Raw genomic sequence first — 21671 nt, forward strand, 5'->3', positions numbered from 1 at the left:
AATGAACCTCCGAATTATCGGAGGTTTTTTGTTGCCTATTACGCCAAATCCTGCCTTTCAAAGCCAAACCCTGCAACATTCTCATAGGCATTTGCTCCTGCTTCTAATTTTAGGATTTAAGTAAAATTCTAAAACAAAATATAGTATGGATGTACAGCAAAAAGACCTATCGTATTTCAGATTACGACTGCAAGAACTGTTAAACAGTAGCTTCCCCGAAAAGGCACACGACCAAAAATTTATCGACCAGCGTTCTTCGTGGGCTTCCAATGCTTATGAGGGTGCTTTCAGGGCGGGAAACCCCATTGAGCAATGCAATGAAATAGCCAACTACATACTTTTTGAGGGCTTACACTTCTCCAAATTCGACACTGTTTTTCAGGTGGTATGCAATGAGTTTGATACCGTAATGGCAGATGAGGAACTGCGACCGTTTGCCCTTAAAATGTTCCCTGTCTGTGAGGCTGTTCTCGCAGGATATGAATTAACCGATGATTTCGCCTACGGTTATGAGTTTGATTTACTCTATACCGAACTGACTGGAACCATCGCAATATGGATAGAGGAAAATGGGCTTCAGTAAGAAGCAACATCTCCAACAGAATATTGATGCCCTGCGAATTGCTTTTAAACTGGAAAAGGAGAAACGGCAAGCCACCGTAGGCGAAAGACTGCTAATGATGCAATACAGCGGATTTGGCGGTCTTAAATTCGTGCTGAACCCCATAGCCAACGAAATAGACATCAATCATTGGAGAAAAACCGAACACGACCTTTTCCCTATTACGCAGGAACTCCACCAACTGCTCAAAGAAAATTCCGAAGACGATAAGCAATACCGCAGGTATGTGGACAGTATGAAAAGTTCCGTACTGACAGCTTTTTATACACCGCCACAGGTAATAGATGCGATTTCCGCAACCTTGCGTGAAAGAGGTCTGAACATTGATAAATTCCTTGAACCGTCCGCAGGTATCGGCTCATTCGTACAGTCCTTTTCGGAAAACCAACAAAGTATTACCGCTTATGAAAAAGACTTGCTCACAGGCAAGATTTTAAAACAGCTTTACCCCGAAAGCAATATCCGTGTAAGTGGTTTTGAAGAAATTCTCGAAAAGGAACAAAACAGCTATGATGTAATTGCCAGCAATATACCATTTGGCGATACTTCCGTTTTCGACCTTTCCTATTCCCGTAGCAGGGACAGTGCAAAAGTACAGGCAGCCCGAAGCATACACAATTACTTTTTTCTGAAAGGTGCTGATATGCTCCGTGAGGGCGGTTTGTTGGTTTACATTACTTCACAGGGCATTCTGAACAGCCCTAAGAACGAACCCATACGCAAGGCGTTAATGCAGGATAATAATCTGGTTTCGGTTGTTCGCTTACCCAACAATCTTTTTACAGAATATGCAGGTACAGAAGTCGGAAGCGACCTGATTATCCTGCAAAAGAATACGGCAAAACAAAATCTGACCGAAAGGGAAGATCTGTTTTGCCAAAGCAGGCAAACAGAATACAATACACCTGGTAATGCACTCTTTCAGGACAACACAAGGATTGTGCATACCGAACGTAAATTAGATACCGACCCATACGGACAACCTGCATTAATCTATACGCATAAAGACGGCGTTGAGGGAATTGCCAAAGATTTAAAACAAATGCTTTCCGAAGATTTTGGCAAGCACCTGAATATAGGTTTGTACAAAGGCGAACGGAACGATGAACCTATAATACAAATTCCGATTGAACCAACGGTTACACCTCCGGTTATTGAGCCTGTAATCATTCAGCCAAAACCGCAACCTGTACCCACGCCTGTAACCCATCGGGAAAGCCCACAGGAATTAAAGCAACTAAGCATCTTCGACCTGTTTGAAAATGCGGACGAACCTGTAATGGTTGCTGCTCCGCCCAAAAGAACCACGCAAGCCAAAAGGCAAAGCACTAAAACAAACCGCCGTGCAATAGGTCGCCAAACCGACCTGTTCAGTGCGATGCAACAACCTTATACGCCTCCTGTTACTAATAGACCTACCAATGGAAATACATCAGCCAACGGCAAAAAACAGGAAGTTATCGGCGACCTGTTTTCAAGTATCAATGAGAATGGCCAAGCTGATAAGCCAGCTATTCCCGATACCATTCCCGAACCTGCTCCGTACAGTGGCAAACTGCAATCGTTCCATCGCAACGATTGCCTTGTGGTGGATAATGGTTGGGTCGGTCATCTGCAAGATGTAGATATAGCAGACGGTACGGCTGTATTCCACCCTTTACAGTTACCGACCTTACAGAAAGCAAGAGCCGAAGCGTATATCGGGGTGCGTGATGTTTACCAACAGCTTTACACAAAAGAGGCACAGCATCAGACCGAATACAAAGAAGAAAGGGAAAACCTTAATCGCCTTTACGATGCCTTTATTAAAAGGTACGGCAACCTCAACAGTGCCGATAATATCAAGCTCATCAAAACGGATAGTTCCGGTAAGGAAATCCCTTATTTGGAACGTGTTATTGGTGGCGTGGTACACAAAGCCGATATATTCAGCAGACCTGTTAGTTTTTCTACTATAACCATAGCAACGGATAATCCCGAAGAAGCGTTATCAGCTTCGTTGAACAAGTACGGAAGCGTGGATTTGGACTTTATGTCCGAAATCAGCGGTATGCCTGACGATGCTTTGAAAGAAGCCTTACACGGTCGTATCTACTACAATCCACTTCAAAAGGAATATGAAATAGCCGAACGCTGGATTGCAGGGAACGTAGTGGAAAAAGCGGAGAAAGTCAGAGCCTATCTCGAAAGCAATCCCGATGATACACAAGCCAAAGAAAGCCTTACCGTATTAGAGGAAGCAAGACCAATACGAATTGAATTTGAAGAACTCGATTTTAATCTGGGCGAACGCTGGATACCCACAGGTATTTATGCCCGGTTTGCATCGCACCTGTTCGATGCAGAAGTCCGTGTCCATTATTCCGACAGTGCCGATGACTTTTCCGTAACCTGCAAACAGAAGAACGTACACATTTGGGAGAAATACGCCGTCAAAGCCCAAAGCCGGACGTATGATGGGATTGCCCTGCTCAAACACGCCCTTGTCAATACCACGCCCGATATTTCAAAAACAATAACGGTTGAAGGCAAAGATGTCAAAGTGCGGGATATGGAAGCCATACAAATGGCGAATACTAAGATTGATGAAATCCGCAACGCCTTTACCGATTGGCTTCACGCCCAAAACGATGAGTTCAAAACAAGGCTGACCGACCAATATAATGATACGTTTAACTGTTTCGTCCGCCCTAACTACGACGGCACACATCAGGAGTTTCCGGGATTAGACTGCAAGGGCTTAGGCATTAATGACCTGTATTCGAGCCAAAAGGATGCCGTTTGGATGATAAAGCTCAACAACGGGGCAATTTGCGACCACGAAGTAGGTGCAGGAAAAACGTTGGTAATGTGTACGGCTGCACAGGAAATGAAGCGTTTGGGGTTAGCCCATAAGCCTATGATTATCGGGCTGAAAAGCAATGTTCACGAAATTGCCGAAGCCTACCGCACGGCTTACCCACACGCAAAAATTCTGTTTCCTGGCAAGGAAGATTTTACGCCCCAAAAACGCCTGCGGATTTTTGGCGACATTAAAAACAACGATTGGGATTGTGTGATACTGACACACGACCAATTCGGAATGATACCGCAATCGCCCGAAATTCAAAAAGAAATACTCCAAATAGAATTAGACAGCGTAGAGCGTAACCTCGATGCCCTGCAATCGCAAGGCAAGGAAGTTACCAGAGGGATGCTTGCCGGAGTAATCAAGCGGAAAGAAAACCTCGAAGTCAAGCTCAAAACCCTGCAACACGATATTGAAAACCGAAAAGATGATGTGGTGGATTTTAAGATGATGGGCATTGACCACTTGTTCGTTGATGAAAGCCACCAATTCAAAAACCTGATGTTCAACACAAGGCATACAAGGGTTGCCGGATTGGGCAATGTGGACGGAAGCCAAAAAGCATTGAACCTGCTCTTTGCTATCCGTACTATTCAGGAGCGTACCAATGCGGATATGGGAGCAACCTTTCTTTCAGGAACTACCATCAGCAACTCATTAACGGAACTATATCTGCTGTTCAAATACCTGCGACCACGGGCATTGGAAAAACAGGGCATTCATTCTTTTGATGCGTGGGCAGCTATCTATGCAAGGAAAACGACCGATTATGAATTTTCTGTTGCTAACAACATTGTAGCTAAAGAACGTTTCCGATACTTTATCAAAGTGCCGGAACTGGCACAATTCTACTCCGAAATTACGGATTACCGAACGGCAAAAGATATAGGAATTGACCGCCCCAATAAGAACGAGGTGTTGTACAATATACCGCCTACTCCCGACCAGGAAGAATTTATCCAAAGTCTGATGGAATTTGCAAAAACAGGAAAAGGAGAACTACTCGGAAGAGCACCTTTATCTCCATCGGAAGAAAAAGCAAAGATGCTCATCGCAACGGACTACGCCCGTAAAATGTCTTTGGATATGCGGATGGTAAGCGGTGCGTATGATGACCACCCCGATAACAAGGCTTCGCATTGTGCGGCAAACATTACCAAGTATTACAACCAATACAACGCACAGAAAGGAACACAGTTCGTTTTCTCCGATTTGGGAACCTACAAGCCGGGCGAATGGAATGTGTACTCCGAAATCAAACGCAAGCTCGTGGAAGACCACGGCATACCTGCAAACGAAATCCGTTTTATACAGGAAGGCAAAAATGATAAGCAACGTAAGGAACTTATCAAAGGAATGAACGAGGGCAAAATCCGTGTGTTGTTCGGTTCCACAAGTATGCTCGGAACTGGCGTGAACGCACAGAAAAGAGCCGTTGCCGTTCATCATCTCGATACGCCGTGGCGACCAAGCGACCTTGCTCAAAGGGACGGCAGAGCCGTTCGAAAAGGTAATGAGATTGCCAAATTCTTTGCCGATAACAAAGTAGATGTGATTATCTATGCCGTAGAAAAATCATTGGATAGTTACAAGTTCAATCTGTTGTACAATAAGCAACTTTTTATAGACCAATTAAAAAACAATAACCTCGGCAAACGTACTATTGACGAGGGCAGTATGGACGAAAAATCGGGAATGAATTTTTCGGAATACGTGGCTATCCTATCAGGAAATACAGACCTGTTGGATAAAGCCAAATTGGAAAAACAGATTGCCGGGTTGGAAAGCGAAAAACAGGCGTTCAACCGTTCAAAGTATAGTGCGAAGTACAAATTGGAAGATTATACGGAAATGTTGCAAAGCACTCAATCTCGTTTAAACCGTATGAGCCTTGATTGGAATAATCTGCAAGAGCGTATCCAAAAACGGTCAGACGGTACAATCGTAAATCCTGTACAGTTGGATGGCTTACCGCCCAATGCCGATATTAAACAAATCGGTGCAAAACTCAACCAGATTGCGGACAAAGCCCGAACCGGAGGTCAGTATGAAGAAATCGGTACGTTATACGGATTTACGCTTTTGGTAAAAACGGAAATGTCCGAAAAAGAGGGTGTGGATATAAGGGTAAACCGTTTTTTGGTACAGGGCGAGGGCAATATCAAATATACCTACAACAACGGTGTGATTGCTAAAGATGAAAAGCTGGCTGCTACGAACTTCCTTAATGCACTGGAGAAATTGCCCGGCTATATCGAGCAGGAGCACAAGAAAATTACGGAGATACAAAAAGACCTGCCCATTCTTCAGGAAGTGGTTAACGGTACTTGGTCGAAAGAAAGTAAACTGGGCGAACTCAAAACGGAACTGGCTGCCGTAGAAAGAAAGATACAGCTATCTATTACACCAGAAACCAAACAAGATGCTCCGGAGCAGGCAGAAAAGCAGAAAGAAGCTCCAAAGGTTCAGGAAAGCATTATACGGACAAAAGGTATTCATTTGCCTCGTGGCGTATTGTAAAACCTGAACGGGCAGGCAATAAAAAAGGGAGGTCATTTAAGCCTCCCTTTTAAATTATCCGTCCTGTACCAAATGCTGCAAGTTCGGGTCATTCTTGATACGCTCCATTTCGCTAACAACAATATTCAGGATGTCTTTTTTTATCTGTTTGTAATTGCTTTCAATTTCCTGCTTCATTTTATCCTCGCCCTGCTCATTTACAAAAGATAAGATTTGGGGTATCTTTTGGTAGGCTTTGGTTTCGGCGGCTACCTTTTCATTATCTACCACGATTTCGGCGTGAAATATCTTTTGCTCGATACGTTCATCAAAGTTATCCGATACAGAACCGACAAACATACCCTGTGTAAGCGTTGAAATTTTGGAAGCCGGAATAAGGCTGTCTAACTGTGTGGAAATAGAGGTGGATTTATCATTGCGGTTAATGGTCATACTCTGACGTTTCTGTAATACTTTACCGAAACGCTCCGAAAGACTTTTTGCCGTTTCTCCAACCACCTGACCACTGAATATATTACCTACCGTATTCTGTATTACCTTGCTTTCCTTGTCGCCGTAATCCCTCGTTAATTGCGAAAAATCCTGGAAGCCCAAACATACTGCCACCTTATTACTTCTCGCAGTTGCAATAAGATTATCCAGTCCTCTGAAGTAAATCGTGGGTAACTCATCTATGATAACCGAACTCTTTAATTGTCCTTTTTTGTTGATGAGCTTGACAATTCGGGAATTGTACAACCCTAATGCTGCTGAATAAATATTTTGGCGGTCGGGATTGTTACCCACGCACAAAATCTTCGGCTCGTTCGGGTTATTGATGTCGAGTGTAAAATCATCCCCGGTCATTACCCAGTACAACTGCGGGCTAATCATTCTTGACAAAGGTATTTTTGCCGATGCTATCTGCCCTTGTAACTGGTCTTGTGCGCCACCTTGCCACGCATCCATAAAGGGCGACAAATAGTTTTCCAAATCGGGGTATGAGGTTAAAATCGTGAATACGTCCGAATACTTTTTGTTCAGCAATTCAATGGCGTGTGGGAACGTACAATACTTGCCATCCTCATAGATTTTCAGATACCAAATAATAGCAGCTAAAAGAATAATTGGGCTTTCCACGAAAAAATCGCCTTGCTTCTGTATCCACGACCTGTTGAGGTTTAGCATTATGGTATAAGCCGCTTCGTAAGCATCAGAAATGTCGGTCATAAAATCGGGATTGAGTGGATTACAACGGTGGCTCTTGCGTGGGTCGTCGAAATTTATCACGTAAAATTTCGGCTGTACCTTGTATTTATCCCGGTGCTTTAGTAAATGATTGTAGGCGATAGTCGAAAGGTCGTCAAACTTGAAATCGTAGATGTACATACTAAAGCCTTTTTCTATCTGCTGCTTGATGTAGTTGTTTACGATGGCATAAGATTTACCGGAACCCGGAGTACCCAACACGATTGATGCCCTGAAAGGATTTACAATGTTTATCCAACCGTTGTTCCATTTGCCTTTGTAGTAAAATTTGGTGGGCAGGTTGACGGAATACTCGTTTTCCATCAGCTTGGTTTCCTGTTGAAAGCTCTCGTTTTCGTTATTGAAAACATCGTCCATTAGGTTGGTACGGAGCAATCGGCTCATCCATACGCCTGCCATCAGCAAGGCGATATAACCTAACGAGATAGTAAGAATATACAGAAATGTGCTTGTTGCGGGGGATAGCTTTAGCAATGGTGTGTTCAGGAAGAACAGCGCAAAGCCAATGCCCAACGCCACATAAATTTTAGACCAGGTTATCTTCTCATTCTTTACACCCTTTGTCCCTAAGCAACTCAAAGCCAGTAAAACCAAAGCGAATGCTTTTGTATAAAGGGTATGTGAAAACAAGCCCGCCGTACGGTCGAAATTGCCTAACATCTTGTTGATTACTTCCAACGTCCAGCCACGTTCTAAAAAGAAACCGTAGCAGAACCAATAAAGGTGCATCAGCACCAAAAGAATACTGACTGCCCGCATAAAAGCCATTATTTTGGCAAGCCCTCTTAAATCGTCTTCTCCCTGCATTATTTTAAGTTTTAATGTTCGGGCGTGAATTTAAAGGCTGTTGCTGTCGGCTCTTAAAATATGGCAGTAAGTGGCGTTGTGTGGCAGTATTTGGCAGATTAGTATAAAATGAAAAAGGTAGCAAATCGCTACCTTTTCAACCTTATTGTAAAATTGATTTTGTCCTTATTCTTTCTCAAAAGTAACGGCTTCGTCCATCTCGCCCCTTGTGAGGCTCAATTTAATTTACAAAATCCTCTCTTCTAATTTTAATTTCATCATTATATCGGTTTGTTCATCATCGCCTAATTTGAAAATATGCTTGTCAAATTCAACAAAACCATTTTTCTTATAAAAGCTGATTGCCCGAGGATTTTCTTCCCAAACACCTAACCAAACGTAGTGTGCATTTTTCTGTTTGGCAATTTCAATAGCTTTTTCATAAAGCACTTGTCCGACTTTTTTACCGTGAAATTCCTTTAAAACATAAATGCGTTCAATTTCAAGTGCTGTGTCGTCTTGCAATTCTGTTTGCGATTGCCCGAAATTGATTTTCAAATAACCAACTAATTCGTTTTCAGATAAGGCAAAATAAAACTCGGAACTTTCATTGTTCAATTCTTCTATTAGCTTTTCATTGGAAAATCCCTCCTCTAAATATGTTGTCATATTCTCTTCTGTATTACTCGAAGAAAATGTTTCTGAAAATGTTTGTCTGCCTATCTGTTGCAGTTGTTCAATATCGTTTAATGTTACTTTTCTTATTTCCATTGGTTCCATCTATTTTAAATTCCATTCGTAGTTAAGCCATTCGGTATTTTCTCTTGCTCCTAATCGTTCATAAAATTTCACTCCTACTTTATTCCACGGTGCAACCGTCCATTTTATTTGACTGCAATTATTTTGTTCTGCTTCAGTTTTTAACGCATTCATTAGTTGTTCGCCAATTTTCTGACCACGATAATTTTCGTCCACATAGAGCTCTTTCATATAAATAGCAGGACGGTTTTGGGCTGTATAAGGAAGAAAATAATAAACCAACATTCCTGCGATTTTATCATTATCTTCTGCCACAAGGCAATAAAAATCGGGTGGGTTTTTCTTAAATCCGCTGTTTCTGACAATTTCGGGTGTAATGGCAAAACTGTCAATGTATTTTTCAAAAACAGCCAATTCTTTCATTAAATGCCAAACTTTCTCGCTGTCCTTTTCTTCGGCTTTTCTTATTGTTATATTCATTTTTTTAAAACATTATTTAATGAGCTGATACGGCTTTCAGCCCGACAATCGAGCCTATTAAAGTGATAAGAAAAAGTATTCGCAGAAATGTTGCAGGCTCTTTAAATACAAGAATACCGACTAAAACTGTTCCGACTGCTCCGATACCTGTCCATACGGCATAAGCCGTTCCGATGGGCAAAGTTTGGGTTGCTTTAATCAAAAGTCCCATACTCATAGTAAGGGTAACGAGAAAACCTGCATACCACAAATACATTTCATTTCCTGTTGTTTCTTTTGCTTTTCCCAAACAGAATGCAAAAGCCACTTCAAACAACCCTGCTACAACTAAAATTATCCAATTCATTTCCTTTGTTCTTTATCTGCAAAGGTCGGAAACGGAATTGAGGTGAAATTTTACAAATGATAAAAAATGAGCCGTTCACTTTATTTCTGCCCTAATTCTGCTCAAACTGACTTGTGTTATACCTAAATAAGAAGCAATGTGTCCTAATTGCACTCGCTGGACTATATCGGGACTGTTTTTCAAAAGTTCCTTATATCGTTCGGTAGCTGTTCGGACTTGTCGAGAAATAAGCCTTTCTTCTGTTTTTATAAGTTCTTTTTCGGCAAATCTTCGCCCCCAATTTGCAATATGTATATCATTCTCAAAAAGTCTTTGTAAGACTGTTGTTTTCAGTTTATATAATTCGCAATCTTCCAACAACTCTACATTTTCATATCCTTTCTGATTGGCTATATAGCTTTTCATTGAAATAATAGTATCGCCCTCTTTGCCAAACCAAAAAGTGATTTCATCATTATCTTTATATGAATATGCTCTTGCTACACCTTTCTTTATAAAGTAGATGTTCTTTTCAATTTTATCAGCTCTCAAAAGAATATGCCCTTTTTTATATTTAACCTCTGTAATTGATTTCTTGAGCAATTCTTTTGAAGTATCTGGAAGCGGATATATATTCTCAAGTAAAAGGTCTATGTTCATTAATCCAATGCTGATTTGTTGTAACAAAATTACAAAATAAAAAAATGAGCTTCGTTATATGTGGTGTGAAGACTGAAGCTGTACAACCTTAAAAATGAAACATATATTTCAATCAATAGATATTTTTTACAACCTACTACCTTTCTTCTTTTTCTTCTTCATTTTATTGGCAAAATCCTGTTCCTCGTAATCTTCGCCCTGGGCTTCGGGCAATAAGCCTCCCAGTGCTTCAATCAAACCATCTTCGTGTTTACCAGTAGTTAAGAAGTCGAACAAATGGTGTGGTTCTTCCGCAGGAAGATCCGCATCATTTGATGTAGATATTTTCGGTTGTAATTCAACTGGCTCTTTAATCTCCGGTTTGATATTATTGTTCCAATAATCATTAAAGGCATTGGCAGAAAGTTCCTTGCTCAAACGTGAACCGTTCCAAACCGCTTTAGAATTGTGGTCTATAAATGTCATTCCGTAAATACGCCCTGTATCATTCCTCCGCACCACTACGTTAATTCCCTGCTCGGCTAATTGCTTCTTAAAGCCCATTTCATCAGTTGTTGATTTCAAGGCAATGGTAACGGCTGATTGTAAGGTCTGCTTGGTTGGACTATCTTTTAAATCCGTTTTGCATTTCGCAAAATACAGTTCCAAAGCCGGAAGCCCTGCATCTTTACCAAACAAAGAAGCCTTGAACGGATGCCCGGCTCTTTCGCCTTTCTCGTTTAAAGGAATGTATAATAAACCCTGCCGTAGCTGCCCCTGCAATTCGCCCTCTACTTTTTCGGTGGTAATATTGAACAGGGAAAGCAAGGCATTGTATTCGCCCAAAGTCTGAAACTTATAGTAATTTGGTAAGTGGCGAACTACTGAAGCGATTTGACTTTTCACATCTCCAGCTTTGTAGTTTACCGGGCGGAAAACCTTGTCGTTCTGCCGATGCTCCTTATCAGTTGCGGGTATCAATCCGTGTTTTCTTTCCAACTCACGGCACACATTCATAGACCGCATTTTCTCGAACTTGTCCGAAATCTTTTTACCCTCTTCGTCCACGCAAACCGATACAATGTGTATATGGCTGCGGTCAATATCCGTGTGTTTGAACACCACAAAAGGCTGTTCTCCGTAACCCATTTCCCGCATATACTGTTCTGCCATCTCCCTAAACTTATCATCGCTTACTTTATCATTCGGGTCAGGATTGAGCGAAATATGCAACGTATGTTTTTCGGTATTGCGGTTGGCTATCAGGTAAGGCGCAAAAGACTGGGCTAATTGTGCAACGGAATAATGCCCGTTAGCGGTTTCAATCATCTTATTGGCAAACAAAATCTGTCCGTTTTCATTCTCCACTTTGAGCTGATTGTACGCCAATGCTCCGTATAAATTTCCGCTTCTACCGATTTTCGCTATCATTTCTAAGGCTGTTTTTTCAGGTACTTTGCTTCAAATTCCTCGGTTAGCTGAATAATTTTTTGGCATAGCATCGCCATTTCAGCCGTCTGTTTTTCCAATTTGTAGAGGAACGCTGCCGCTTTTTTCTCGGAAAAATGCTTGTACAACAGCTTTACAATCTGGTTATAATTTACACCTATGGAACGGAACTGGCTGTGAAAAGAGGTTAGCCGCATATAAAAATCAACCGTTCCTTTGTCAATCTGAATGGTCTTTATGGTCTTGTCAAAGATGCAGGACGTTATGAAATGCGCCTTTACCTGCATACCTGATTTATCAAACAGGGTAAGAAAACGGGCGTGTTCCTGCTCGTTAAAGGAAATCGTATAGCGGATGGTCGCCGGGTCTTCTTTTGGGCGGCGTCCGGTCTTTTTCAATTGCTTTTTGTTGTTATCGTTCATCACTAATCCATTTTAAAATCCATACAAAACCCTGACTTCGGAAGGTGTTTTCTGCCCCCTGCAAAGGGCAAGTTGTTTTGAGCATCGGAAATCATTCCGAGATGCTCAAAACACAACTTGCCGTGTTCCGTTGAACACAAAAATCCGCCCTTCGGGACGGATTAAATGTAACAGGGAAAACGGCTCGATGCCGTTCCCGTTACCCTCCATTTTGTCAAAAGACTTTTGCATAAATCCGTTAATAATAATCATTGTACAAAGTAAAGCCCTACCTGTAAGAGTATTGCAATGCGATACCCGGACAAAGACTGCCTTTGAGTGCCAAACACTGCCACACCTCAATCAGCGGATAAATCAATCGCTTTATTTGCCGTATAATTTTAGTGCAGGTAGTAAAAAATGTATTTCGACAAAGAAGAAAATCAGGTTTGCAAACAGGCAGTTTGGAATAAAAGCATAAGGTTTTAAAAGCATAAAACAATAAAAGTGTAAAAGCATAAAAGCGGTAAAGCAATTTACCTATTGTAAGGTTTGCCACTTGCTAAAGAATGTGCCTGACAAGGCAAAAATGAAAGCAAATACCTGTGCAGGAAAGTACGCAAAAGGGAATGCAGGAATATAGGAATGAGGTAATAATCAGATAAACCAATATTCAATCCTGCAAAACAAATAAAGTGTGTAACAATAAATTTTTAAATAATGGAAACAACAAAGAAAACTTTAAAAATCAGCTTCTCCACCCAAAAAGGCGGTGTGGGAAAATCTACAATGACCACCTTGCTGGCAAGTGTGCTTCACTACCGTTTAGGTTTTAATGTGCTGGTGATGGACTGCGACTTTCCGCAACACAGCCTGACCAATATGCGTGAACGGGATAAGAGAACCATAATGCAGAACGACTACCATAAAAAGGCGGCAATGAAGCAGTTTCAAGCCATCAACAAAAAAGCGTACCCGATTATCAAATGCAAGGCTGAAACAGCTCTGGAGAAAGCATCGGAATACAGAAGCCAGTCGGCGGTTGTGCCGGATGTTATTTTCTTCGACCTGCCGGGAACAGCCAATACCAAAGGTGTACTGACAACCTTAAAAAAAATGGACTTCATCTTTTCGCCCATTACTGCCGACCGTTTGGTAGTGGAAAGTACATTGGGCTTTACCAAAGCCTTTCTCGGACTTCCCCAAACGGACGAGGGCAATCCCGAACAAGAGATGTGGCTGTTCTGGAACCAAGTGGATGGCAGGGAAAAAACAGGTTTGTATGATGCGTATCAAAGTGTCATCAAAGAACTCAACCTGCCCATAATGGAAACAAGGATAATGGACAGCAAGCGTTTCCGAAAGGAAACAGACGACACAGGCAGTTATGTATTCAGGTCAAGTTTGCTGCCTGCCGAACCACAGTTAATGAAAGCAACTAAAATGGATTTGTTTGTCGAGGAATTTTTAAAAATCACTCATCTATAAAAATAGTAAAGTATGGCTTCAGATAACAAAAACAACGATTTTGAAAAGCCCAATGTTGATGAGGAATACCTTATGAACGTCATAAGCGGCGATGAGCCTGTTGCTCCACCGACCATTAACAAAAAGCAGGATGTACCAAAGGAAAACAAGCCCAGGGAAAAAGCCCGTAACAGTTCATCAAAGAAAGCGGACTACGAGGAAACGTTTTTGGTCAATCGTTTTCCATCGGGGCGTAATGGCAAGGTCGTTTACATACGCCCTGAATACCACGAAAGATTGCTCCGCATCGTTCAACTGACAAGGGAAGAAAGAACAACGCTCTACTCTTACATTGACAATATTCTTGAACATCATTTCAGGGAGTACGGGGACGATATTACCGATTATTTCAATGAACATTTTAAACCCATTCTATAATGAAGAAAGATAAAAAGAACAGGAATACTGTTGCAGCCGGCAGCAACTCCGATACAGTTAGCAATACAGCTAAAACAACCTATGAAAACGCATTTATGCAAATGAATAAAATGCAGAAAAGAGGCAATAAAAGCATATACCTAAGTCCTGAACATCACGAGCGTTTAACCCGCATAGTCCAGATTATAGGCGATGATAAAATACCCTTGTTTGCCTATCTCAATAATATTCTTGAACATCATTTTAAAGTATTTGAAGATATGATTACAAAAGAGTTCAACGAAAAGTACAAAGGCTTGTTTTAAAAAACCTACGTTATGGAAATAGTAATTGTGATATGCCTGCTGATAGTCATTGTCCTGCTTTTACAGGATAAGATTGTCATTAAGAAAAGGACAAAACAAGAACCTCCGCAGAAGAAAGTCAATCCGAACCTGCCCGATATTATGGGGCAGCCAAAATCCGTAGAACGCCTTTCAATGCCAAACGCTGCCAATGAACGCCAAATTGAGGAACCGGAGATAAACCCCGCTAATTTAGACATTGAATACGACGAAAATGAAAACGTCGGCATTCAAATCCGCAAGGAAGAGCTGGACGAAGTTTTCAGTAATATACCTGATTTGGAGGAAGAGGAAGAAGATTGGAACAGGTACGGAATATCCGGTGGCGATGACGGTTTTGCCCAAGGGGTTACCTTTGAAGAACTAAGCTCCGTGGGGGTGTTGCTCCAAAAAGAAGAATTGGAACCAGCCCAAAAGGAAACAGCGATAGCCATAGTTCAAAAAATACAGGGAACCGAATTATTCAGCCTATTGGAGAATTCTATGGAAGATGCTTCCCGAAGAATAGCCGAGCTTTTGGATAGCACCCTTTCATCTGAAACGGAAGACAGTTCTTCCACTTTGCGGAAAAGTGATTTGAGTGATTTTGACATTGGGGAGTTTGTTTAGGCAAGCTCCCTTTTGTATGTTAGACACAAATTAAAAATTGTTCAAACGCTATAAAACTAAGTGCCCGCTATTTTTACAAATTTTGGAGTATCGAACTTCGGTGTAATTGTTGGCATATCTACTTTGACTGATATTGGCATTGGAAAATCAACTCCCATAATAATTGCTTCTCCTGACCCTAAAGATGGTAAAAAAGAAAGAGTTTCTTTATTGGCAGTCGAGCAAGCACTCGCGATTGCTTCCTTATCTTGATAATTTATCAGCCTATGAGTAATGAATGTTCCCATTTGACTTAGCGTACCAACAGGAATATCTCTTGGCATTTGTGTTGATAAACATAGAAATAATCCATATTTACGACTTTCTTTAGCAATGTTATCAAAAGCATTTAATTCTGTGCTTTCAAAATATTCATCCTTAATTTTCTTGTTTAAAAACTGATGGGCTTCATCTACAAAGAGAATTAGAGGATTTTCTCTGAAAATATTAGTTCGAGCTTTATTCAATAAGTATCTTCCCAATGAATTTGCCAAGATTTCTCTTGCCTGAAAATTATAAGGTACATTTTCAAAACCAATTCTTAAAATATTTAATTCTGGATTATTCAAAAACTCGTCTATCTTGGTTATTAGGTTATTTGTGGTTGGAGCATTAAATCCAAACATACCGGAATAATCATTGTCCGATATTACATTGTTAACACGCATTATTAAACTCGTTGCATTTCCATAATTTCTTTCATCTCTATTGTTTGCCCAACGGTCGTTGAATATTTGAAAACATTCATTCCCTATTTGCCTGTGGAGTAGATTTATACTGAAATTATTTATTGTGAAATCTTCTATAATAGATTTATAAGTAAAGTAGGCATTATTATATGCCGCAGTAATATTATTTTGTTTTACAACTAATCCATTATTTATAACTACTTGCTGACCCCTGAATGTAAAAGTATCGTTAGTTCCATCATTATTATGTCCATTATTAGGAATATTCCCTAATAAGCAATGTGCAACTTTTAACGACTTAATAGCTTCCAATAAAACGGGTTGCTGTACTTGTCCTGATGGTCTGAACAGAACGAATAAATCATTAATGGTTAAATTCTGATATGGAAAATAGCTTTCTGAAATCAGTGTTGAATGGTCAACTTTTGGATGAGCATCAAATGTAGAGTATTCTCCCGTTGGGTCTAAGATTATAGCTTTTGCTCCGGTTTCTATAACTCCCTCAATAAATTTGCTGATGGTATAACTTTTCCCTCCTCCTGTTGTACCAACAACCGCACAATGACGACTAAATATCGCTTGCAAAGAAATATCTACGGGAACATTTTTATCGTATATCAAATTCCCCATTCTAAAAGTAGGAGAATGTTCGATATTTTCGGGTTTTATGCCAAAGGTTTTGAAATGTGTAGAAAGAAATTCCGACGAACAAATGAATACCTTAGAACCAATGAGTGGGAGGCTATTTATCCCTTTTTCTATTCTACTCGGGTCAAACAAATCAAATGATAAAAGAATTTCTATTCTTCCTACTGGATGAAATGCTTTAGTTGAAAAAGTTCTTTCACTTAATTCCAACCGTTCTTTTTCAGGTAACGATATTTCCAACATTTTTCCCAGAAAACCTTTTTCCTCTCCCTCAACAACAATATAGTTTCCTACAAGTCCACCTCTCAACACTTCTGCGTGGTGAACAAATGTTTTCATCAAAACAGAAGACGGGAAATGCACTTTCACAAATGCAGGGGATACAAAATTTACATACCCAAGAAAATGACTGTGATTAAAGGGGCTATTGCTCATATCTAACTATTAGGGATATTAATTACTATTTGTCGTGTATCTTCCTGATTGTAAGATTTTAAGTCAGGATAATTCTTAGCGAAATCCTCAAAGGTTTCTGAAACAATAGATATATTGGAATATTTGTTTGCAGCATCAATAAAGGGTTTCATATTTTCGTTGGTTTCATCTATCCCTTTATTTACAATCATCAATTGAAAGCCTGGATTTTGTTCCAAGGCTTCGATGATTGCGGTTACGATATGTTTATCCCCGAAACTAAAGCCTATTGTAATAAGGAAAACATTCTCCTTTCTCAAATTGGACTGGAACCTCGACATCATTTCAAAATACGGCTGTTCATAAGAGCTTTCATATTTTGATTGATGTGGATATATCATCAATGGTTCGTCAGGTTCTTCTTTTTGTATAATCTTGTTGTCTTGCTTTTCCCAATTTACAGAACCGTGTAATTTGTACAAATGGAAAACTTTTTGAATAAAATTGTCTTCTTCTTTTACTCTACTTTGATTGCGGGAAACAATATCGTAATCATAATTACGCCCACTAAATATTCTTGGTTGAGAAAATGAAAACCCGTCTATAACAACAAAATTGCTTTCACAAGCTGATTGTTCAAACATTAGGTCATAATTCAATGTAAACAGCTTAAATCTTGGTAAAGTAACTTTGCGTTTCGTTATTTTATTTAATAAGAGCGTATGTGGCGAATTATCTGGCAAACTCAATTGACAGGCTTCTTTGATAAAATCTTTAATTTTGTTTACACAATCCTCAATATCTATATCCTCTTTGGGTATATATGGTATAGCAGGTGTTGCCATAGAAAGAACCTTTTCTAAATTCTTTACTATAGAGCCATCATCCCATTTTTCATCGTAGCCAATAGTTTCAAGTAACTTTCCAAAAACATCGGCTGTTAAAAGAGCTTCCGCATCATCCCATAAATTTGCCATCGACTTACCCAACTTCCCATCTTTTCCCCAACCAATAGATGACCCTGCACCAGTTAGAAGTAATAAATTCTCAAACTGATTATTTAGAGTTTGGGAGTATTTATTCCTATTTGTTGCAATTGCATAATCAATTCTATTTTCGGTACTTTCTTTGAAATCGTGAAGTTTGCCGTCGATATATACTTTTATATCAGTAGCATCACTATCATCATAAGCAACAGAACTGTTATTGTTGAGTAAAATGTATTTCATATTCGCATATTTTATTTGTTAACCTTTTTATTGCCAAAGAAGAGTTGTTAAAAACCTAATCTGCATTATTCTTGATTGCATTTAATTCTTTTAAAACAATTTTTAAAGCCTGCTTTCCTATTTCTTTATCGTCAATAAGTCCCTTTATTTTATCTGAAAACCATAAAACCAATAGCTCATCAATTGGGGTATTCAAAAATTCTGCAAGCTTTTCGATGTGTTTTCTTGGCAATGGTCTTTCTTCATTTTCGACTTTACTGATAAAAGCACTATCCAGTTCCAATGCAGCCCCAACTTCCCGTAGGAACAATCCTTTACTTTCTCTTAGTCTTTTTATGTGTTTTCCAAATGCCATTTTGCTTTTTTAAGACTTGTCTAAATATGTCAAATTTAAGCAAAATAGTTTAATAAATACGGATTTAGACTTTCTATAAAGCCACTCACTGCCAAATCATTCCTTTGACTGCCACTTTATTATAACGCCCTGATTTCTGAAACACCTTTGTTCCGAAAGTCCGCAAGGTGCGGGATAACAATAACAAATTAATGTGTTTCAATTATGGAAAAACAGAGAAAAAAAGTTTTGCTGGCAGCCGTGGCTATGCTGTCAGGAATTGGTGCGTTCGCACAGGGAAACGGCTCGGCAGGTATCAACGAGGCTACCCAAATGGTAACTTCCTATTTCGACCCCGCAACCCAATTAATCTACGCCATCGGTGCGGTCGTGGGCTTGATAGGGGGCGTTAAAGTTTACAATAAGTTCAGTTCGGGCGACCCCGACACATCGAAGACTGCGGCAAGCTGGTTCGGTGCGTGTATCTTCTTAATCGTAGCGGCTACCATCCTGCGTTCATTCTTCCTTTAATCCTTTGCTTTATGAACAATTACAACATAAACAAAGGCATTGGCAGGACAGTGGAATTTAAGGGACTGAAAGCACAATACCTGTTCATTTTCGCTGGCGGACTGCTCGGTACGCTCATCCTCGTGATGATACTGTATATGGCAGGCGTAAACTCTTACATCTGCCTGTTCCTCGGAGCAGGCGGTGCTTCGCTCATTGTGTGGCAGACCTTTTCACTAAACAGGAAGTACGGCGAACACGGGCTAATGAAAATCGGAGCAGGAAAAAGACATCCCCGATACATCATTTGTCGCAAGCCTGTACACCGCTATCTGAAATTCACTCCTAAATCGAATGCCCTATGAGAAACGTTGCAAAGACAACAACGCTGGAAAACAAATTTCCTTTGTTGGCAGTAGAAAACAACTGCATCCTTTCCAAAGATGCGGACATTACCGCCTGCTTTGAGGTTCGTTTGCCGGAACTGTTTACGGTAGCATCGGCGGAATACGAAGCTATTCACTCCGCCTGGCATAAGGCTATCAAGACCTTGCCGGATTTTACGGTCATCCACAAACAGGATTGGTACATCAAAGAAAGCTATGCTCCCGATTTGGCAAAGGAAGACCAAAGTTTTTTGGCTAAATCCTACCAACGCCATTTTAATGAGCGACCATTTCTGAACCATTATTGTTACCTGTTCCTGACCAAGACCACTAAGGAAAGAATGCGTATGCAAAGCAACTTCAGTTCGCTTTGCAAAGGTACGCTCATACCAAAGGAAATCAGGAACAAGGAAACGATACACCGCTTTATGGAAGCGGTGGCACAGTTTGAGCGTATCGTGAACGATAGCGGTTTCATAACCCTGCAACGCCTTACCGAAGATGAAATCATCGGAACGGACGAAAAGCAGGGATTGTTGGAACAGTACCTAACCCTGTCAAGGGAAAGCGGAACACCGATGCAGGACATCGCACTCGGAACGGAAGAAGTCCGTATCGGAAACAAAAGGTTGAGCCTGCACACCTTGTCCGATACAGACGATTTGCCCGGAACGGTATCGGCTGATACCCGTTTTGAAAAGCTATCCACCGACCGGAGCGACTGCCGTTTGTCGTTCGCTGCTCCCGTGGGATTACTCCTTAGCTGTAACCATATCTACAACCAATATTTGTTTTTGGATAACAGCGAAGACAACCTGCAAAAGTTTGAAAAGTCCGCCCGCAATATGCACTCTTTGGCAAGGTATAGCAGGGCAAACCAAATCAACAAAGAGTGGATAGAAAAATACCTGAACGAAGCCCACAGCTTCGGTCTGTCGTCTATCAGGGCACACTTCAACATTATGGCGTGGTCGGAAGACCCTGCGGAGCTGAAACAGTTAAAGAACGATTGCGGTAGTGCATTGGCATTGATGGAGTGTAAGCCTCGCCACAACACTACGGACGTAGCCACTTTGTTTTGGGCTGGAATGCCCGGCAATGCAGGCGATTTTCCGAGTGAGGAAAGTTTTTACACTTTTATCGAACCTGCCTTGTGCTTCTTCACAGAAGAAACCAACTATCACAATTCGCCCTCGCCGTTCGGTATCAAGATGGCTGACAGGCTTACAGGAAAACCTATCCATTTGGATATTTCCGACCTGCCTATGAAGTGTGGCATTATCACGAACCGGAACAAGTTTATACTTGGTCCGTCAGGTTCGGGAAAATCGTTCTTCACAAACCATATGGTAAGGCAATACTACGAACAGGGCGCACACGTATTGTTGGTAGATACGGGTAATTCTTATCAGGGCTTATGCGAACTCATCAAAGGAAAGACCAAAGGTGAAGACGGTGTTTATTTTACGTACACCGAAGGCAACCCGATTGCATTCAATCCATTTTACACGGATGATGGGGTTTTCGACATCGAAAAGAGAGAAAGTGTTAAGACCTTAATATTGACACTATGGAAACGTGATGATGAACCGCCAACCCGTTCGGAAGAAGTGGCATTATCCAATGCCGTATCAGGTTATATTGAACGTATCAAAACAGATGATGTTTACCCATCATTCAACGGTTTCTACGAGTATGTCAAAGGTGATTACCGCAAGGTACTCGAAGAAAAACAGGTAAGGGAAAAAGACTTTGACATTGCAAATTTCCTGAACGTCCTCGAACCCTACTACAAGGGTGGCGAATACGATTATCTGTTGAACTCCGACAAGCAGTTAGACCTGCTTTCCAAACGCTTTATCGTGTTTGAAATTGATGCGATTAAAGACCACAAAATCCTCTTTCCCATAGTCACAATTATCATTATGGAAGTTTTTATCAACAAGATGCGGAGGCTGAAAGGTATCCGAAAACTCATCCTGATTGAAGAAGCGTGGAAAGCGATTGCCAAAGAAGGAATGGCGGAATATATAAAATATTTATTTAAAACCGTCCGCAAATTCTTCGGAGAGGCGATTGTCGTTACGCAAGAGGTAGATGATATTATCCAGTCGCCCATTGTAAAAGAAAGTATCATCAACAATTCCGACTGTAAAATCCTCTTAGACCAGCGTAAGTATATGAATAAATTCGATGACATACAGGCAATGTTGGGGCTTACAGATAAGGAAAAAGGTCAGGTACTTTCTATCAATATGAACAACGATGCAAGCCGACTGTACAAAGAGGTTTGGATTGGCTTAGGTGGTACGAACTCGGCAGTCTATGCCACCGAAGTTAGTTTGGAGGAATACCTCGCATACACCACCGAAGAAACCGAAAAAATGGAGGTAATGCAATTAGCTTCCGAATTGGACGGTAACGTAGAACTCGCCATTAAGCATATCGCAATGCAAAGGCGTGACAAAGCAAATCAATAGTCATTAA

19 protein-coding genes are annotated in these 21671 nt (G+C 40.7%); 9 read left to right on the plus strand and 10 right to left on the minus strand.

Features of this window, described 5'->3' with window-relative positions:
• Positions 1 to 145: 145 nt before the first annotated feature.
• On the plus strand, positions 146 to 583 hold the full coding sequence (locus L1967_RS08045; protein ID WP_120181168.1) for a DUF1896 domain-containing protein: 438 nt from the start codon (positions 146 to 148) through the stop codon (positions 581 to 583).
• Positions 570 to 5990, plus strand: coding sequence for an N-6 DNA methylase (locus L1967_RS08050; RefSeq protein WP_120181169.1), 5421 nt, complete (start codon positions 570 to 572; stop codon positions 5988 to 5990). Before L1967_RS08045 ends, L1967_RS08050 begins: the two co-directional genes overlap by 14 nt.
• 54 nt (positions 5991 to 6044) lie before the next feature.
• On the opposite strand, the gene mobC is transcribed toward L1967_RS08050, so the two are convergent.
• The 7 genes from mobC to mobA all read right to left on the minus strand — a co-directional run bounded on the left by mobC (position 6045) and on the right by mobA (position 12098).
• Positions 6045 to 8045, minus strand: a complete 2001-nt coding sequence (mobC, locus tag L1967_RS08055; RefSeq protein ID WP_120181170.1) for a conjugal transfer protein MobC — start codon at positions 8043 to 8045, stop codon at positions 6045 to 6047.
• A 225-nt stretch (positions 8046 to 8270) separates the two neighbouring features.
• Complete coding sequence (locus L1967_RS08060; protein ID WP_120181171.1) at positions 8271 to 8804, minus strand: GNAT family N-acetyltransferase; 534 nt, start codon at positions 8802 to 8804, stop codon at positions 8271 to 8273.
• Positions 8805 to 9263 carry a GNAT family N-acetyltransferase gene (locus L1967_RS08065; protein ID WP_120181172.1) on the minus strand — a complete coding sequence of 153 codons (459 nt, stop codon included), beginning with the start codon at positions 9261 to 9263 and terminating at the stop codon, positions 8805 to 8807.
• Between the two features lie 16 nt (positions 9264 to 9279).
• Positions 9280 to 9609 carry a DMT family transporter gene (locus L1967_RS08070; RefSeq protein WP_120181173.1) on the minus strand — a complete coding sequence of 110 codons (330 nt, stop codon included), beginning with the start codon at positions 9607 to 9609 and terminating at the stop codon, positions 9280 to 9282.
• A gap of 75 nt (positions 9610 to 9684) precedes the next feature.
• A complete protein-coding gene (locus tag L1967_RS08075; RefSeq protein WP_120181174.1) occupies positions 9685 to 10248 on the minus strand; it encodes a Crp/Fnr family transcriptional regulator in 564 nt (187 codons plus the stop codon).
• Between the two features lie 126 nt (positions 10249 to 10374).
• The gene (gene mobB / locus L1967_RS08080) at positions 10375 to 11658 is read right to left on the minus strand and encodes a conjugal transfer protein MobB (protein ID WP_120181175.1); all 1284 of its coding nucleotides are present in this window, start codon (positions 11656 to 11658) and stop codon (positions 10375 to 10377) included.
• A gap of 2 nt (positions 11659 to 11660) precedes the next feature.
• On the minus strand, positions 11661 to 12098 hold the full coding sequence (gene mobA / locus L1967_RS08085) for a conjugal transfer protein MobA (protein ID WP_120181176.1): 438 nt from the start codon (positions 12096 to 12098) through the stop codon (positions 11661 to 11663).
• Positions 12099 to 12797: 699 nt separating this feature from the next.
• Here mobA and L1967_RS08090 point away from each other — a divergent pair.
• From L1967_RS08090 to L1967_RS08105, 4 genes are read left to right on the plus strand one after another with little or no spacing between them, the layout of a single operon-like run.
• Positions 12798 to 13565, plus strand: a complete 768-nt coding sequence (locus tag L1967_RS08090) for a ParA family protein (RefSeq protein WP_019974889.1) — start codon at positions 12798 to 12800, stop codon at positions 13563 to 13565.
• A gap of 12 nt (positions 13566 to 13577) precedes the next feature.
• Positions 13578 to 13982 carry a DUF3408 domain-containing protein gene (locus tag L1967_RS08095; protein WP_066434606.1) on the plus strand — a complete coding sequence of 135 codons (405 nt, stop codon included), beginning with the start codon at positions 13578 to 13580 and terminating at the stop codon, positions 13980 to 13982.
• Complete coding sequence (locus L1967_RS08100) at positions 13982 to 14287, plus strand: DUF3408 domain-containing protein (protein ID WP_066434593.1); 306 nt, start codon at positions 13982 to 13984, stop codon at positions 14285 to 14287. The genes L1967_RS08095 and L1967_RS08100 overlap by 1 nt, the downstream gene beginning before the upstream one ends.
• 12 nt (positions 14288 to 14299) lie before the next feature.
• Entirely contained in the window at positions 14300 to 14935 is a 636-nt protein-coding gene (locus L1967_RS08105; protein ID WP_019974892.1) for a hypothetical protein, read from the plus strand.
• A gap of 56 nt (positions 14936 to 14991) precedes the next feature.
• Here L1967_RS08105 and L1967_RS08110 read toward each other — a convergent pair whose 3' ends face one another.
• From L1967_RS08110 to L1967_RS08120, 3 genes are read right to left on the minus strand one after another with little or no spacing between them, the layout of a single operon-like run.
• Entirely contained in the window at positions 14992 to 16746 is a 1755-nt protein-coding gene (locus L1967_RS08110) for an ATP-binding protein (RefSeq protein WP_026357461.1), read from the minus strand.
• Positions 16747 to 16748: 2 nt separating this feature from the next.
• Positions 16749 to 17954: an SIR2 family protein gene (locus tag L1967_RS08115; RefSeq protein WP_019974894.1), complete on the minus strand. Its 1206-nt coding sequence runs from the start codon at positions 17952 to 17954 to the stop codon at positions 16749 to 16751.
• Between the two features lie 55 nt (positions 17955 to 18009).
• Positions 18010 to 18309: a helix-turn-helix domain-containing protein gene (locus L1967_RS08120; RefSeq protein WP_019974895.1), complete on the minus strand. Its 300-nt coding sequence runs from the start codon at positions 18307 to 18309 to the stop codon at positions 18010 to 18012.
• Between the two features lie 204 nt (positions 18310 to 18513).
• On the opposite strand from L1967_RS08120, the gene L1967_RS08125 reads away from it, so the two are divergent.
• From L1967_RS08125 to L1967_RS08135, 3 genes are read left to right on the plus strand one after another with little or no spacing between them, the layout of a single operon-like run.
• Positions 18514 to 18819, plus strand: coding sequence for a DUF4134 domain-containing protein (locus tag L1967_RS08125; protein WP_002979435.1), 306 nt, complete (start codon positions 18514 to 18516; stop codon positions 18817 to 18819).
• Between the two features lie 11 nt (positions 18820 to 18830).
• Positions 18831 to 19163 (plus strand): DUF4133 domain-containing protein, encoded by a 333-nt coding sequence (locus L1967_RS08130; protein ID WP_019974897.1) that lies wholly within the window; start codon positions 18831 to 18833, stop codon positions 19161 to 19163.
• Positions 19160 to 21664, plus strand: coding sequence for a TraG family conjugative transposon ATPase (locus L1967_RS08135; RefSeq protein ID WP_123860958.1), 2505 nt, complete (start codon positions 19160 to 19162; stop codon positions 21662 to 21664). Before L1967_RS08130 ends, L1967_RS08135 begins: the two co-directional genes overlap by 4 nt.
• Positions 21665 to 21671: the final 7 nt, after the last annotated feature.

It is taken from the genome of Zunongwangia pacifica (genome assembly GCF_023499215.1).
In the GTDB taxonomy this organism is placed as follows: domain Bacteria; phylum Bacteroidota; class Bacteroidia; order Flavobacteriales; family Flavobacteriaceae; genus Zunongwangia; species Zunongwangia pacifica.